Origin of the sequence: Pseudomonas sp. TAE6080 (assembly GCF_018732265.1) — a bacterium.
Classification (GTDB): Bacteria; Pseudomonadota; Gammaproteobacteria; order Pseudomonadales; family Pseudomonadaceae; genus Aquipseudomonas; species Aquipseudomonas brenneri.
The window spans coordinates 65,891-79,809 of sequence record NZ_JAHIDY010000017.1 but is presented as its reverse complement, the minus strand read 5'-3'; the positions used below and the strand labels follow the sequence as shown (position 1 = coordinate 79,809).

Sequence of the window (13,919 nt, the reverse complement as noted above, 5' to 3'; positions counted from 1 at the left end):
TCCTTATTGACCCAGTTGTTCGGCCAGTTCGGCCGAGCGGTGCGCGGCGGCACCCAGTGCTTTTTCGACCAGGGCTTCAAAGCCCCCGGCCTGGAACGATTCGATGGCAGCCTGCGTGGTGCCATTGGGCGAGGTCACGCGACGGCGCAATTCGGCCGCGTCCACATCGCTGGACACCACCATGTGTGCGGCGCCGAGGGCGGTTTGCTGAGTCAGTTGCTCGGCGATTTCCCGTGGCAGGCCCAGCTTCACGCCAGCCTCGGTCATGGCTTCGACCAGCAGGAAGAAATATGCCGGGCCACTGCCGGACACGGCGGTGACGGCGTCCAGTTGCTGTTCTTCTTCCAGCCACAGGGCCATACCCACGGCCGACAGCAGCTCCTGGGCCTGCTCACGCTGTGCGGTGCTGACTTGTGCAGTCGCGTACAAGCCGCTCACGCCCTGGCGCAACAGTGATGGTGTGTTAGGCATGCAGCGCACGATGGGCTGGGCGCCGAGCCAGTTGTTCATGCTGGCGCAGTTGATGCCGGCGGCAATCGACACCACCAGTTGCTGCGGCGCCAGGCTTGGGCGCAGGGCTTCGCACACGGCCTTCATGGCCTGTGGCTTGACCGCCAGCACAATCACGTCGACACCCTGGATGGCCTCGGCGTTGTCGGCAAAGGTCTGGATACCGTGCTCGGCGCTCACCCGGGCGCGGGTCTCGGCGCCCGGATCGCTGGCGCGAATCTGCGCAGCGTCCAGGCCCTTGGCCCGCAGGCCGCCGATCAGGCTGGCCGCCATGTTGCCGGCGCCGATAAAGGCTATACGCGTGTTGCTCATGACAGGTCCTTACTCAGATGGAAGTCAGCCATTTTCATGGCTGGCCGTAGTCGCGGGCGCCAAACAGGGCGGTACCGATCCGCACCCAGGTGGCCCCTTGGGCAATGGCCGACTCAAGGTCATGGCTCATGCCCATGGAAAGTGTGTCGAGCCCAAGGTTCAGGCTCGCTTGCAAGTCGCGCACGGCTGCGAACGCGGCATCTTGCGCCGCACGGTCCTCAGTCGGCTCGGGGATCGCCATCAGGCCACGCAGTTTCAAGCGCGGCAGGGCACTGATTGCCTCGGCCAGCGCTGGCAAATCGGCGGGTGTACAGCCGGATTTGCTGGCTTCGCCACTGACATTGACCTGAATGCAGATATTGAGCGGTGGCAGGTCGGCCGGGCGTTGCTCGGACAGGCGTTGGGCGATTTTCAGGCGGTCCACGGAGTGCACCCAGGCGAAGTTCTCGGCGATAGCGCGCGTCTTGTTCGATTGAATGGGGCCGATGAAGTGCCAACTCAAGGGCAGGTCGGTTAATTCGGCTTGTTTGCCGAGGGCTTCTTGCAAGTAGTTCTCGCCGAAGTCGCGCATCCCGGCGGCATAGGCTTCGCGCACGGCTTGCGCGGGCTTGGTCTTGCTGACCGCCAGCAAATGCACGCTGGATTCATCGCGTTGCACGGCCTGGGCCGCAGCACGGATCCGCTGACTAACCAGGCCAATATTGTCTGCTATGGTCGACATTCAAGTTGCGCCCGTGGATATGGAGTCCGCGGCATTCTACTGGAAATGGATAGCCCTATGGACATCACTGAATTGCTGGCCGCAAGCGTCAGCCGGGGCGCCTCCGACCTGCATCTGTCGGCAGGGCTGGCGCCGAGGATGCGAATTGACGGTGAGGTGGTGCCACTCGATTGGCCATCATTGAGTGCTACGCAAGTTGCGGACTTGCTCAGCCCGATCCTCAATAAGCATCAACAAAAGGATTTCGAAACATCTCTTGAAACGGATTTTTCCTTCGAGTTACCCGGTGTGGCGCGCTTTCGCGCCAATGTGTTCCAGCAGCACCGAGGGATGGGCGCGGTGTTTCGCGCGATTCCCTCCCGGGTACAGAGCCTGGAAAGCCTGGGGCTGGGCGACGTGTTCCGGCGCATCGCCGAACTGCCTCGGGGGCTGGTGCTGGTGACCGGGGCCACGGGCTCGGGCAAGTCCACCACCCTGGCGGCGATGATCGATTACCTCAACAACACCCGTCAGCAACACATCCTGACCCTTGAAGACCCTATCGAATTTGTCCATGAACCGCGCACGGCGCTGATCAGCCAGCGCCAGGTGCATCGCGATACCCACAGTTTCTCCGCCGCCCTGCGCTCTGCGCTGCGCGAAGACCCGGATGTGATCCTGGTCGGCGAGTTGCGCGACCTGGAAACCATCCGCCTGGCCCTGACGGCGGCTGAAACCGGGCACCTGGTGTTTGGCACCCTGCACACCAGTTCGGCGGCAAAGACCGTGGACCGGCTGGTGGATGTGTTCCCCGCGGGGGAAAAGGCCATGGTCCGCTCGATGCTCTCGGAGTCGCTGCAGGCGGTGGTTTCCCAGGTGTTGCTGAAAAAAGTCGGCGGCGGGCGCGTGGCGGCCCATGAAATTATGCTCGGTACACCGGCGATCCGTAACCTGATCCGCGAGGACAAGGTGGCGCAGTTGTACTCGGCGATCCAGACGGGTGGGGCGTTGGGGATGAAGACGTTGGATATGAGCTTGAAGGGGTTGGTCAGTCAGGGGCTGGTCAGCCGCGAAGAGGCCCGGGAGCAGGCACGGGTGCCCGCAGAGTTATGACCTGTGGGAGCTGGCTTGCCTGCGATACAGGCAGCGCGGTGTGTCATTCACACTGAGGTGATGCAATCGCAGGCAAGCCAGCTCCCACACAAGCCAGCTCCCATGCCAGCCTGCATTCCCATTCAATGTCAGCGTTGCACAATGCGCAGGTTGTTCTGCTCTTTAGGCAGCACACGCTTGGCAATCACGTAGTTCTTGTTCCAAAACGGCTTTTTCAGGGTATCGATGCTGACCGACTTGCCACGCCGCGGTGCGTGAATGAAACGGTCGTTGCCCAGGTAGATGGCAACATGGTTGACTTGGCGGCTCTTGAGCTTGAAGAACAGCAGGTCGCCAGGCTTCAAATCCTTGCGCTCGACTTTCTGCCCGTGGCCGCTGGCCATGGCATTGGAGGTGCGTGGCAAATCCACCGCAGCTACATCATTGAAGGCGTATTTCACCAGGCCGCTGCAATCAAAGCCTTTACTTGGGCTGCTGCCGCCCCAACGATAAGGAGTACCGAGCACGTTGACCGCACGGCTGAGGACTTTGCTGCTTTGCTGGTTATTGCTCGCTACCAGGCCGGAAACTGCTTTACCGTGGGCCTTGCTCACTTGAGTCGGGCGCTTGACGGTGAGTTTTACCGATTTGGCGGAGCTGGTAGTGGCGTGGACTTTAGGGGTGAAACCATTGACGTTCGGAAGTCGTTGCTCACGATTGGTGGCGTGGGCGGCCAGTGGCATTAATAGGCAAATGGTTAGCCATGTCTTTAAAAATGGTCGCATAAGGCAGGCTCTTGTTGGTTTGCGCGCAACTTTATAACAGCTTTTAGTGTCTTTCTCAGGCCGTTTGTCGACTGAACCTTGACGTCAAAATCAGGAAAACCGCGACGAACCGTCGCAATTGTCCTACACAAGTCAGGCGGTACAAGGCTTTGAGGGAAGCGACGATATCATTTGCCGTACGTCGGGTGCCTGTAAAAAAGTCACAAAGAAACCAGAAATATTTATCTATCGAGGCAAAAGAGGTCATTCATGAACACCTATCGACAGGCTGTTTCGCAACAGGACACTCACAGCAAGATGATCGGTTACCTGCTCTGGATCTTCGGATTCACCGGCGCGCACCGTTTCTATTACGGCAAGCCGGTGACCGGGACGATCTGGTTCTTCACCTTTGGTTTGCTGGGGATTGGCTGGCTGATCGACCTGTTCCTGATCCCGGCGATGGACCGCGAAGCCGACCTGCGTTTTACCGCCGGGCCCATTGAATACAACGTGGCCTGGATTCTATTGGCGTTCCTGGGGGTGTTTGGCTTGCACCGCATGTATCAGGGCAAATGGCTTACCGGCCTGTTGTACCTGGTGACCGGCGGCTTGTTCCTGCTGGGTGTGCTGTATGACTTCTGGACGCTGAATACGCAGATTTCGGTGCGCAATGCCGAGCGGCTGGGCGGTCGATAAGCGCAGGTCCTGAACTGTAGGAGCGGGCTTGTGTGGGAGCTGGCTTGCCTGCGATTGCATCACCTCAGTGTCACTGACACACCGAGGTGCCTGTATCGCAGGCAAGCCAGCTCCCACATTTTGACCGTGCCCGCTTTGGATCGGATCAAGCCTGGTAGCTGATCCGTCCGTCCACCAGGGTGTAGCGCACATTCGCCGGCAAGCTATGGCCGATGAACGGGCAGTTTTCCCCCCTGGACAGCCATTGCTCGCCAGCCACGGTGGAACTGGCCGGATCAAACAGCACCAGATCCGCCGCCGAACCCACCGCCAACTTGCCCGCCGGCAGGCGCAACGCCTGGGCCGGGCCTGAACTCAGGCGTGCGAGCAGCGTTGGCAGGTCCAGCAAACCATCTTCCACCAGGGTCATCGCCAATGGCAGCAGCAACTCGACGCTGCTGATCCCAGGCTCTGTCGCGCCAAACGGTGCCAGCTTGGCATCCCGTTCGTGGGGCTGGTGATGGCTGGAGATCGCCGAAACTACCCCAGACTTCACCGCCGCGCGCAAACCATCACGGTCGGCGCGGGTGCGCAGTGGTGGTTGCACGTGATACAGGCTGGAGAAGTCGATCAACGCCTCATCCGTCAGGATCAACTGGTACAACGCCACATCGGCGGTCACCGGCAAGCCACGGGCCTGGGCCTGGGCGATCAGGGCCACGCCCCGGGCGCTGGTCAGTTGGCTGAAGTGCGCGCGTACGCCGCTTTGTTCCACCAACAGCAGGTCACGGGCCAGGGCCACGGTTTCTGCTGTTTCCGGGATGCCCGCAAGGCCCAGGAAACTGGCGGTGGCGCCTTCGTGGGCTAGGCCGCCTTCGGCCAGGTCGCGGTCCTGGGAGTGGAAGATTACCGTCAGGTCGAAGGTGGCCGCATATTCCAGCGCACGGCACAGGGTGCGGGTGCTGCGGAAACTCTCCAGGCCATTGCCGAAGGCTACGCAGCCAGCGTCACGCAGGGCAATCAGTTCGGCCAGTTGTTCGCCGTCCAGGCCTTTGCTCAGGGCGCCAATGGGGAACACTTTGCAATTGCCGGCTTCGCGGGCGCGGTCGAGGATCAGCTCGGTCACGGCCGAGGTGTCCAGTACCGGCTTGGTCTGCGGTGGGCAGCACAGGCTGGTCACGCCACCGGCGGCGGCGGCGCGGGTTTCGCTGGCGATGCTGCCTTTGCGGCTGTAGCCCGGTTCGCGCAGGGCGACGTTCAGGTCTACCAGGCCGGGTGCGGCCACCAGGCCTTTGGCGTCGATGGTTTGGGTCGGGCTGAAACCGTTTGGCGCAGCGCCGATGGCAATGATCTTGCCGGCTTCCAGATGCAGATCGCTGACTTGATCCAGGCCACTGGCGGGATCGATGACTCGGGCGCCGAGAATGCTGAGCTTCACTGGGCGTTCTCCTGCTCGAATTGACGTTGGGCTGTTTGCCCGCTCATGGCCATGGACAGCACGGCCATGCGCACGGCGATGCCGTAGGTAACCTGGTTGAGAATCACAGAATGCGGGCCGTCGGCCACCGCCGACTCAATCTCCACCCCACGGTTGATCGGGCCGGGGTGCATGACAATCGCATCGGGCTTGGCGCCGGCCAGGCGCGCGGTAGTCAGGCCGAACAGGCGGTAGAACTCGCCCTCGCTGGGCAGCAGGCCACCGGCCATGCGCTCGCGTTGCAGGCGCAGCATGATCACCACGTCGACGTCCTTCAGGCCTTCAGCCATGTCGGTGTAGACCTTCACCCCGTATTGCTCGATGCCCACCGGCAGCAGGGTTTTCGGCGCAATCACGCGGATGTCCGGGCAGCCCAGGGTTTTCAGGGCCAGCATGTTCGAGCGCGCTACCCGCGAGTGCAGGATGTCGCCGACGATCGCCACCGAGAGGTTTTCAAAGCCGCCCTTGTGCCGACGGATGGTGAGCATGTCGAGCATGCCCTGGGTCGGGTGGGCGTGACGGCCATCGCCGCCGTTGATGATCGCCACCTGCGGGCACACGTGCTCGGCGATAAAGTGCGCCGCGCCCGAGTCGCTGTGACGTACCACGAACATGTCGGCCGCCATGGCTTCCAGGTTGCGCAGGGTGTCGAGCAGGGTTTCGCCCTTGCTCGCCGACGAGGTGGAGACGTTCAGGGTGATCACGTCGGCTGACAGGCGCTGGGCCGCCAGTTCGAAGGTGGTGCGCGTGCGCGTGGAGTTCTCGAAGAACACGTTGCAAATGGTTTTGCCGCGCAGCAGCGGGACTTTTTTCACCGCCCGGCCGCCGACTTCGAGGAACGAGTCGGCAGTGTCGAGGATTTCGGTGAGCAATTCGCGGGGCAGGCCGTCGAGGGACAGGAAGTGTTGCAGCTGGCCCTGAGCGTTGAGCTGCAGCGGGCGCTTGGCATCTAGAGGCGTCATCGCGGGGACTCTTTACAAGGCGGTTTAAAGGGCGAGGTCTTGCAGTTCGAGTTCGAGCGGCGTGGGACCGGACAATTTTACCCGCTGCTGGGCTGAAAGTGACAGGGTCGCGCCCACGACATCCGGGCTGATTGGCAGTTCGCCAGCGTCGAGGTCGAGCAGGCAGACCAGGGTGATACTGGCCGGGCGGCCGTAGTCGAACAGCTCGTTCATGGCGGCGCGGATGGTACGCCCGCTCATCAGCACGTCATCGATCAGCACCAGGTGCTGGCCTTCGATCTCGAACGGCAGCTCTGACGGACGCACCTGTGGGTGCAGGCCGTTCTGGCTGAAGTCGTCGCGGTAGAAGGATACATCCAGGGTGCCCAGGGGCGACTCACTGCCCAATTCTTGCAGCAAGGCCTGGGCGACCCACACGCCACCGGTGCGGATGCCAATGAAGCGCGGCTCGCTGATGGCACGGTGTTGCAAGTGGGTCGTTAGGCTCGTCGCCATCTGACGGATCAGTTCGGCGGGATTGGGCAGGCTCATGGTGGCTCCTTCAGGGGCTTGGGCAGCGTGACGCTGGCAAAGTCCGGGCTCAAACGTAAGAAGACGCGGCAAGCCGCGTCAGTCAGGATTCAAATAAAGCGGTGTTTTCATCCAGCCAGCCCTGCAACAGCAAGGCGGCGGCAATGGCGTCGACCGGGTTGTCGCGGTAGCTGCCCTTTTGCCCGCCACGGTCGCGACGCTCACCCTTGGCCTCGAAGGTGGTCAAGCGCTCATCGTGGGTATAGAAGGGCAGGTTGTAGCGGCCATTGAGGCGGCGGGCGAATTTTTCCGCGCGCAGGCACATATCGCTGGGGGTGCCGTCCATGTTCAACGGCAGGCCAACGACCACCGCGTCGGGCTTCCACTCCTTGATCAGGGCTTCGACCTGATTCCAGTCCGGTATGCCGTTCTGCGCCTTCAAGGTACACAGCTCGCGGGCCTGGCCGGTGATGACCTGGCCCACGGCGACGCCGATCTGCTTGGTACCGTAGTCAAACCCGAGGATCAATCGCAAGGCCATCAGGCGTGTCCCGCCTGGCTGGTCAGCAGGTTGAGGTTGACCCCCAACTGTGCCGCCGCGGCGTTAAGACGCAGCTCGCTGGCGGTATTGAACAGAATGTCGGCATCAAACGGGCAGGTCAGCCAGGCATTGTTGGCTAGCTCTTCTTCCAGTTGCCCGGCTTCCCAGCCGGCGTAGCCCAGGGTAATCAGGCTCTGCTTGGGGCCGACGCCATCGGCGATGGCAAACAGCACGTCTTGGGAAGTGGACAGCGATACCCCGTCCAGATCAACCGTTGCCTGAAACGTCGGGCCCGTGGGGTGCAGCACGAAACCACGGTCGGTCTGCACCGGGCCACCGAAATAGATCGGCACCGCCTGGCAACTGGCGGGTGGGTCGATCTCCGGGCGCAGTTGCTCAAGGATATCGGCCAGGTTCAGGTCCTGCGGGCGGTTGACCACCAACCCCATGGCGCCATTGGCCGTGTGCTCGACGATATAGGTCAAGGTGTGCGCAAAGTTCGGGTCGGCCATATGGGGCATGGCGATCAGGAATTGGTGCTTGAGGTAAGTCGGGCTGACATTTTTCATGTCCGCTAGTGTGGCGTTGGAGGGGCGAACTGACAAGCTGGGGATGTGTAGGAAATCGGTCAGCGGATTTATTTCCTGTGTAGGAGCGAGCTTGCTCGCGAAGATCGTCAACGATAACGCGGGCAGTCAGAATGCATGCGGCGCCCTCAGGTTCTTCACGAGCAAGCTCGCTCCTACACCGTTGAGGGGGCAGATCAGTTGCTGGAAAGACGATCGCCCTTGGCAAAACGCCAGGTGCGGATGATTTCCAGGCGGTCGATATCGTTCAGGTCGCCGGTAAACGGGGCAAACGGTGCGGCCAGACGCACGATGCGTTGCGCCGCCTGGTCCAGCAACGGCTGGCCGGACGACTCCAGCACCAGCACTTCATATAAGGAGCCGTCGCGGTTGATCGACACCAGCAGGCGCAGGTTGCCGTAGATCTGCTGGCGCCGGGCCTCGTCCGGGTAGTTCAGGTTGCCGATGCGCTCGACCTTCTTGCGCCATTCGTCCTTATACCAGGCGCCTTTGTCGCGCATGGTCGAGGCGGCATTGAGCCGGTAGATGCGCGGGCGCTTGGCGTACAGTTGTTGCTCATTGGCCAGCTCGGCCTCCAGGCTGGAGATTTCGCTGGAAAGTTGCGAGGCGTCGAATGTCGGTGCGGGTTTGCTTGGCGCAGGCTCAGTCTTCACGGCTTCGCGCTGGGTCACGGCCTTCTGGGGCTTTGGTGCAATGGTGGCGACGGCGGCTTTGGGCGCGGCTTGCTTGACCTCGGGCTTGGCCGCTGGAGGCGGGGTGACCTTATTGATCTTGTTGTCCTGGAAGGGCGCCACTTCAGTGGTCTTGGGCACTGCCTTTTTGTCCAGGGTGCCGCTGCCTTGCTGATTATCCTGGGCGAGAAAGTCGGCCTTTTCGGGCTTTTTCTCACTTTTGAAGGTGGCGAGGGTGATTTCCAGGGTTTTACTGATCTGCTGGGGTTCGACGAAGGTAAAGCCCAGCCCGAGGATCAACGCCAAGTGAATCAGCGCTGCCAGGAACAGGGTAAAGCCGAGCCGATCAGCCGGGCGCACGCGGCTGCGGCTGAATTCGGGGGGCAGGTCAGACGGGAGCGTCATAGCAGGAAAACCAACATCGCGCGTTTCACAGGTGGCGCATGATAGCGCAATGTTGGTTTACATCCGGCTGTTCTATGTCACTTGGCTTGTAGCTTGTCGGCAATCGCTGCCATGAGCATTTCGCCGATATTGGTGCCGAACGCGTTGTCTATTTCGCGAATACAGGTCGGACTGGTGACGTTGATTTCCGTCAGGTGCTCGCCAATTACGTCAAGGCCTACAAACAGCAGGCCTTTTTCCCGCAGGGTCGGGCCAACCTGGGCGGCGATCCAGCGGTCCTTGTCGCTCAGCGGGCGGGCTTCGCCACGGCCACCGGCCGCGAGGTTGCCACGGGTCTCACCGGCCGCCGGGATACGCGCCAGGCAGTAATCCACCGGCTCGCCGTCGATCATCAGGATGCGCTTGTCGCCATCCTTGATCGCCGGCAGGTAGGCCTGGCCCATGATCTGCTGGGTGCCCAGCGCGGTCAGGGTTTCGAGGATGACCGACAGATTGGGGTCGCCTGCGCGGTGGCGGAAGATCGAGGTGCCGCCCATGCCGTCCAGCGGCTTGAGGATCACATCACCGTGCTTGGCGGCAAATTCACGCAGCACGTCGGCGCGGCGGCTGACCACGGTCGGTGGCGTGCACTGTGGGAACAGCGTGGCGAACAACTTCTCGTTGCAGTCGCGCAGGCTCTGGGGTTTGTTGACGATCAGCACGCCCGCGCGCTCGGCCTGTTCCAGCAGGTAGGTGGAGTAGACGAACTCCATGTCGAACGGCGGATCCTTGCGCATCAGGATCACGTCCAGGTCGCTCAGGGGGCTGTCGATCTCGTCTTGCAGTTCAAACCACTTCTCAGGGTTGGCGAATACCTGCAAGGGGCGCATCCGCGCCCGCGCCTCGCCGTCACCCTGGTAAAGGTCGCGCTGTTCCATATAGAACAGGGTCCAGCCGCGGGCCTGGGCGGCCAGCAGCATGGCCAGCGAGCTATCCTTTTTATAGGAGATGCTGGCGATAGGGTCCATGACAATGCCGACGCGAACGCTCATGGGGGAAATCCTCTAGCAAATAAGGGCGCATAAAAGTGGCGTCAGAGTGGCGCTGCGGCTGTTGTGGGTCAAGGAAAAACCACCTTGCCGGTCGGCCGATAGATTGCCTCCCCAGTCTGTGCTAAAAAGGCTGCCATGGCGTGTCGGCCCTTGAACCACAAGGGTTTTGGCGCTCGTCCCTGGCAATATCCGGCAGTACACACCGAAAACCGATTCGCTGTGGCGATGGTAGAGCAGATATGGAACAGCATTCCAACGCCTTGAAAGTGATGGTGATCGACGATTCGAAAACGATTCGCCGCACCGCTGAAACGCTGTTGAAGAACGTAGGGTGCGAAGTCATCACGGCCATCGACGGTTTTGATGCCCTGGCCAGGATCGTCGACCATCACCCGCACATTATCTTTGTCGACATCATGATGCCGCGCCTGGATGGCTATCAGACCTGCGCCCTGGTCAAGAACAACCCGGCGTTCAAGGCCATCCCGGTGATCATGCTGTCATCCAGGGATGGCCTGTTCGACAAGGCCAAGGGGCGCATCGTTGGTGTCGATCAATTTTTGACCAAGCCTTTCAGCAAGGAAGAACTGCTGAGTGCGATCAAGGCCTATGTGCCGGGTTTCGCTGCAGTAGAACAAGCACATTGACCCAGCCCCCTCGGGGCTTGCGTCAACCAATGTAGTGGGGAAAACCATGGCACGCGTTCTGATCGTCGACGATTCGCCGACTGAAATGTACAAACTGACCGGCATGCTGGAAAAGCACGGCCATCAGGTCCTCAAGGCCGAGAATGGCGCCGACGGCGTGGCCCTGGCCCGCCAGGAAAAACCCGATGCGGTGTTGATGGATATCGTCATGCCGGGCCTCAATGGTTTCCAGGCCACGCGCCAACTGTCCAAGGAGCCGGAAACCAACGGTATCCCGATCATCATCGTCACCACCAAGGACCAGGAAACCGACAAGGTCTGGGGCACACGCCAGGGGGCCAAGGTGTACCTGACCAAGCCGGTGGAAGAAGACAAGCTGATCGAAGTCCTGAACTCGGTGCTCAAGCCCTGACGGCTCGCCCCCATGACCGAGTCGCAAACCGCCTTTGAGCTGCTGCTGGACATCGACCGCCGTTGCCGCCTGCTGGCCGCTGACCTGCCGTCCCAGGAAACCCGCTCCCACAGTTGGAGTGGCATCGGTTTTCGCCTGGGTGAACATTGGTATGTCGCGCCCATGGGCGAAGTCGCCGAGGTGTTGCATGAGCCGCGCTGTACGCTGATGCCCGGGGTCAAGCCCTGGGTCAAGGGCGTGGCCAACCTGCGCGGGCGCTTGCTGCCGGTGATCAACCTGTGCGGGTTCTTCGGCTATGAGTTATCGGCCGCGCGCAAACAGCGCCGGGTGCTGGTGATCGAACACGAAGACACCTTTGTCGGCCTGCTGGTGGATGAAGTGGTTGGCCTGCAACATTTTGCCCAGGACCTGCTGCGCCCGGTATCGGCCAGTGTGCCCGCCGCCAGCGCTGCGTTTATCCAAGGCCAGTTCAGCGGCGACCCGCTGTGGCAGGTCTTCAGCCCCTTTGCCCTGGCCCAGGCCCCGGGCTTTCTGGATGTTGCCGCATGAGCACCGTCACCCCCGTCAAACCGCAGGAAGCCTCCCGTAGCCGTTCGCAGATCATCGTGCTGTTTATCGCGCTGATCATCTTCATCATGCTGCTGTTCGCCAACTTCGCGTACCTCAACACCCAGTCCACCTATGACAAGCAGTACATCGGCCATGCCGGCGAGCTGCGGGTGCTGTCCCAGCGGATTGCCAAGAACGCCACGGAAGCAGCGGCCGGCAAGGCTGCGGCGTTCAAGCTGTTGAGCGAGGCGCGCAATGATTTTGCCCAGCGCTGGGGCTACCTGAAAAAAGGCGACCCGGCCACCGGCCTGCCCGCCGCGCCCAGCGCCGTGCGCAGCGAAATGCGCGCCGTGCAGCACGACTGGGAAGCCCTGCTGAAGAACACCGACGTGATCCTGGCCAGCGAGCAGACGGTGCTGTCATTGCATCAAGTGGCGGCGACCCTGGCCGAAACCGTGCCGCAATTGCAGATAGAGTCGGAAAAGGTCGTCGAAATCCTGTTGCAACGCGGCGCGCCCGCCAGCCAGGTAGCGGTGGCCCAGCGCCAATCGCTGTTGGCCGAGCGCATCCTGGGGGCGGTCAATACGGTGTTGGCGGGGGACGAAACCGCCGTCAAGGCCGCCGATGCCTTTGGCCGCGATGCCAACCGCTTTGGCCAGGTCCTGGCCGGCATGCTCCAGGGCAGCACCGGCCTGAAAATCAGCGAAGTACAAGACCCGGACGCCCGCGCGCGCCTGGCGGAAATCGCCGAGCTGTTCGAGTTTGTCTCCGGCTCGGTGGATGAAATCCTCGAAACCTCGCCGCAACTGTTCCAGGTACGTGCCTCGGCGAGCAACATCTTCAGCCTCTCGCAAACCCTGCTCGATGAAGCCTCGCACCTGGCCACCGGCTTTGAAAACCTCGCCGGCGGGCGCACCCTCGACACCATCGGCGGCTATGTCCTGGGCTTGCTGGCGTTGGCCTCGATCATCCTGATCGGCCTGGTGATGGTGCGCGAGACCAATCGCCAGTTGCGCGAAACCGCCGAGAAAAACGAACGCAACCAGAACGCGATCATGCGCCTGCTGGACGAAATCGAAGACCTGGCTGACGGCGACCTCACCGTGACCGCCTCGGTGACCGAAGACTTTACCGGCACCATCGCCGACTCCATCAACTACTCGGTGGACCAGTTGCGCGACCTGGTGGCGACCATCAACCTCACCGCCGGTGAAGTCGCCGGCGCCGTGCAGGAGACCCAGGCCACGGCCATGCACCTGGCCCAGGCCTCGGAGCATCAGGCCCAGCAGATCGCCGAGGCGTCGACGGCGATCAACCAGATGGCCCGATCCATCGACCAGGTGTCGGCCAATGCCGCCGAGTCCTCGGCAGTTGCCGAGCGCTCGGTGGAAATCGCCAACAAGGGCAACGAGGTGGTGCACAACACCATCCACGGCATGGACAACATCCGCGAACAGATCCAGGACACCGCCAAGCGCATCAAGCGCCTGGGGGAGTCGTCCCAGGAGATTGGCGATATCGTCAGCCTGATCGACGACATTGCCGAGCAGACCAACATCCTCGCCCTCAACGCCGCGATCCAGGCGAGCATGGCCGGCGATGCCGGGCGCGGCTTTGCGGTAGTGGCCGATGAAGTGCAGCGCCTGGCTGAACGCTCGTCAGCCGCGACCCGGCAGATCGAGAGCCTGGTGCGGGCGATCCAGACCGACACCAACGAAGCGGTGATCTCCATGGAGCAGACCACTACCGAAGTGGTCCGCGGTGCGCGGCTGGCCCAGGACGCGGGGGTGGCACTGGAAGAAATCGAGGGCGTGTCCAAGACCCTGGCCGCCTTGATCCAGAGCATCTCCAACGCTGCGCAGCAGCAAACCTCGTCGGCAGGGCAGATCTCGCTGACCATGAACGTGATCCAGCAGATCACCAGCCAGACCTCATCCGGCTCCACGGCCACCGCCGACAGCATTGGCAACCTGGCGAAAATGGCCAGCCAACTGCGGCGCTCGGTATCGGGCTTCACCTTGCCGCCCGTGCGCAAGACCAATGAATGACATGCCCCCCCAAAACCACCGCA

At 61.9% G+C, this 13,919-nt stretch carries 16 protein-coding genes; 6 read left to right on the top strand and 10 right to left on the bottom strand.

What is annotated here, in order from left to right; all coding sequences use genetic code 11:
• Positions 1 to 3: 3 nt before the first annotated feature.
• Positions 4 to 822: a pyrroline-5-carboxylate reductase gene (proC, locus tag KL786_RS14755; protein WP_215518081.1), complete on the bottom strand. Its 819-nt coding sequence runs from the start codon at positions 820 to 822 to the stop codon at positions 4 to 6.
• A gap of 34 nt (positions 823 to 856) precedes the next feature.
• Positions 857 to 1,543, bottom strand: coding sequence for a YggS family pyridoxal phosphate-dependent enzyme (locus tag KL786_RS14750; RefSeq protein WP_215518080.1), 687 nt, complete (start codon positions 1,541 to 1,543; stop codon positions 857 to 859).
• Between the two features lie 57 nt (positions 1,544 to 1,600).
• Between KL786_RS14750 and KL786_RS14745 the strand changes: the two genes are divergently transcribed.
• Entirely contained in the window at positions 1,601 to 2,635 is a 1,035-nt protein-coding gene (locus KL786_RS14745) for a type IV pilus twitching motility protein PilT (RefSeq protein ID WP_215518079.1), read from the top strand.
• Positions 2,636 to 2,763: 128 nt separating this feature from the next.
• On the opposite strand, the gene KL786_RS14740 is transcribed toward KL786_RS14745, so the two are convergent.
• Entirely contained in the window at positions 2,764 to 3,399 is a 636-nt protein-coding gene (locus KL786_RS14740; RefSeq protein WP_215518078.1) for a C40 family peptidase, read from the bottom strand.
• Between the two features lie 249 nt (positions 3,400 to 3,648).
• Between KL786_RS14740 and KL786_RS14735 the strand changes: the two genes are divergently transcribed.
• Positions 3,649 to 4,077: an NINE protein gene (locus KL786_RS14735; RefSeq protein WP_032858797.1), complete on the top strand. Its 429-nt coding sequence runs from the start codon at positions 3,649 to 3,651 to the stop codon at positions 4,075 to 4,077.
• 145 nt (positions 4,078 to 4,222) lie between these two features.
• Here KL786_RS14735 and KL786_RS14730 read toward each other — a convergent pair whose 3' ends face one another.
• From KL786_RS14730 to gshB, 7 genes are all read right to left on the bottom strand, one after another.
• Complete coding sequence (locus KL786_RS14730; RefSeq protein ID WP_215518077.1) at positions 4,223 to 5,494, bottom strand: dihydroorotase; 1,272 nt, start codon at positions 5,492 to 5,494, stop codon at positions 4,223 to 4,225.
• Complete coding sequence (locus KL786_RS14725; protein WP_032858794.1) at positions 5,491 to 6,495, bottom strand: aspartate carbamoyltransferase catalytic subunit; 1,005 nt, start codon at positions 6,493 to 6,495, stop codon at positions 5,491 to 5,493. The genes KL786_RS14730 and KL786_RS14725 overlap by 4 nt, the downstream gene beginning before the upstream one ends.
• A 24-nt stretch (positions 6,496 to 6,519) precedes the next feature.
• Entirely contained in the window at positions 6,520 to 7,026 is a 507-nt protein-coding gene (gene pyrR / locus KL786_RS14720; protein ID WP_065942744.1) for a bifunctional pyr operon transcriptional regulator/uracil phosphoribosyltransferase PyrR, read from the bottom strand.
• 82 nt (positions 7,027 to 7,108) lie between these two features.
• Positions 7,109 to 7,546, bottom strand: coding sequence for a Holliday junction resolvase RuvX (gene ruvX, locus KL786_RS14715; RefSeq protein ID WP_005792259.1), 438 nt, complete (start codon positions 7,544 to 7,546; stop codon positions 7,109 to 7,111).
• Positions 7,546 to 8,115 carry a YqgE/AlgH family protein gene (locus tag KL786_RS14710; protein WP_032858790.1) on the bottom strand — a complete coding sequence of 190 codons (570 nt, stop codon included), beginning with the start codon at positions 8,113 to 8,115 and terminating at the stop codon, positions 7,546 to 7,548. Before KL786_RS14710 ends, ruvX begins: the two co-directional genes overlap by 1 nt.
• A gap of 194 nt (positions 8,116 to 8,309) precedes the next feature.
• Positions 8,310 to 9,209 carry an energy transducer TonB gene (locus tag KL786_RS14705; protein WP_215518076.1) on the bottom strand — a complete coding sequence of 300 codons (900 nt, stop codon included), beginning with the start codon at positions 9,207 to 9,209 and terminating at the stop codon, positions 8,310 to 8,312.
• Between the two features lie 77 nt (positions 9,210 to 9,286).
• Complete coding sequence (gene gshB / locus KL786_RS14700; protein ID WP_029300457.1) at positions 9,287 to 10,240, bottom strand: glutathione synthase; 954 nt, start codon at positions 10,238 to 10,240, stop codon at positions 9,287 to 9,289.
• A gap of 239 nt (positions 10,241 to 10,479) precedes the next feature.
• Here gshB and pilG point away from each other — a divergent pair, with 239 nt between their 5' ends.
• Genes pilG through KL786_RS14680 form a run of 4 tightly spaced genes read left to right on the top strand, consistent with a single transcriptional unit; the run spans position 10,480 to position 13,896 of the window.
• A complete protein-coding gene (pilG, locus tag KL786_RS14695) occupies positions 10,480 to 10,887 on the top strand; it encodes a twitching motility response regulator PilG (RefSeq protein ID WP_032858786.1) in 408 nt (135 codons plus the stop codon).
• A gap of 46 nt (positions 10,888 to 10,933) precedes the next feature.
• On the top strand, positions 10,934 to 11,299 hold the full coding sequence (pilH, locus tag KL786_RS14690; protein ID WP_215518075.1) for a twitching motility response regulator PilH: 366 nt from the start codon (positions 10,934 to 10,936) through the stop codon (positions 11,297 to 11,299).
• A 12-nt stretch (positions 11,300 to 11,311) separates the two neighbouring features.
• Positions 11,312 to 11,848, top strand: coding sequence for a chemotaxis protein CheW (locus KL786_RS14685; RefSeq protein ID WP_032858785.1), 537 nt, complete (start codon positions 11,312 to 11,314; stop codon positions 11,846 to 11,848).
• Positions 11,845 to 13,896 (top strand): methyl-accepting chemotaxis protein, encoded by a 2,052-nt coding sequence (locus tag KL786_RS14680; protein ID WP_215518074.1) that lies wholly within the window; start codon positions 11,845 to 11,847, stop codon positions 13,894 to 13,896. The genes KL786_RS14685 and KL786_RS14680 overlap by 4 nt, the downstream gene beginning before the upstream one ends.
• Positions 13,897 to 13,919: the final 23 nt, after the last annotated feature.

Excerpts from the sequence above, each read along its gene's own strand:
- KL786_RS14750 (WP_215518080.1), bottom strand. The coding sequence starts at position 1,543 with ATGTCGACCATAGCAGACAATATTGGCCTGGTTAGTCAGCGGATCCGT.
- proC (WP_215518081.1), bottom strand. The coding sequence starts at position 822 with ATGAGCAACACGCGTATAGCCTTTATCGGCGCCGGCAACATGGCGGCC.
- KL786_RS14685 (WP_032858785.1), top strand. The coding sequence starts at position 11,312 with ATGACCGAGTCGCAAACCGCCTTTGAGCTGCTGCTGGACATCGACCGC.
- KL786_RS14740 (WP_215518078.1), bottom strand. The coding sequence starts at position 3,399 with ATGCGACCATTTTTAAAGACATGGCTAACCATTTGCCTATTAATGCCA.
- pyrR (WP_065942744.1), bottom strand. The coding sequence starts at position 7,026 with ATGAGCCTGCCCAATCCCGCCGAACTGATCCGTCAGATGGCGACGAGC.
- KL786_RS14735 (WP_032858797.1), top strand. The coding sequence starts at position 3,649 with ATGAACACCTATCGACAGGCTGTTTCGCAACAGGACACTCACAGCAAG.
- pilH (WP_215518075.1), top strand. The coding sequence starts at position 10,934 with ATGGCACGCGTTCTGATCGTCGACGATTCGCCGACTGAAATGTACAAA.
- pilG (WP_032858786.1), top strand. The coding sequence starts at position 10,480 with ATGGAACAGCATTCCAACGCCTTGAAAGTGATGGTGATCGACGATTCG.
- KL786_RS14710 (WP_032858790.1), bottom strand. The coding sequence starts at position 8,115 with ATGAAAAATGTCAGCCCGACTTACCTCAAGCACCAATTCCTGATCGCC.
- KL786_RS14705 (WP_215518076.1), bottom strand. The coding sequence starts at position 9,209 with ATGACGCTCCCGTCTGACCTGCCCCCCGAATTCAGCCGCAGCCGCGTG.
- ruvX (WP_005792259.1), bottom strand. The coding sequence starts at position 7,546 with ATGGCCTTGCGATTGATCCTCGGGTTTGACTACGGTACCAAGCAGATC.
- KL786_RS14745 (WP_215518079.1), top strand. The coding sequence starts at position 1,601 with ATGGACATCACTGAATTGCTGGCCGCAAGCGTCAGCCGGGGCGCCTCC.
- gshB (WP_029300457.1), bottom strand. The coding sequence starts at position 10,240 with ATGAGCGTTCGCGTCGGCATTGTCATGGACCCTATCGCCAGCATCTCC.
- KL786_RS14725 (WP_032858794.1), bottom strand. The coding sequence starts at position 6,495 with ATGACGCCTCTAGATGCCAAGCGCCCGCTGCAGCTCAACGCTCAGGGC.
- KL786_RS14680 (WP_215518074.1), top strand. The coding sequence starts at position 11,845 with ATGAGCACCGTCACCCCCGTCAAACCGCAGGAAGCCTCCCGTAGCCGT.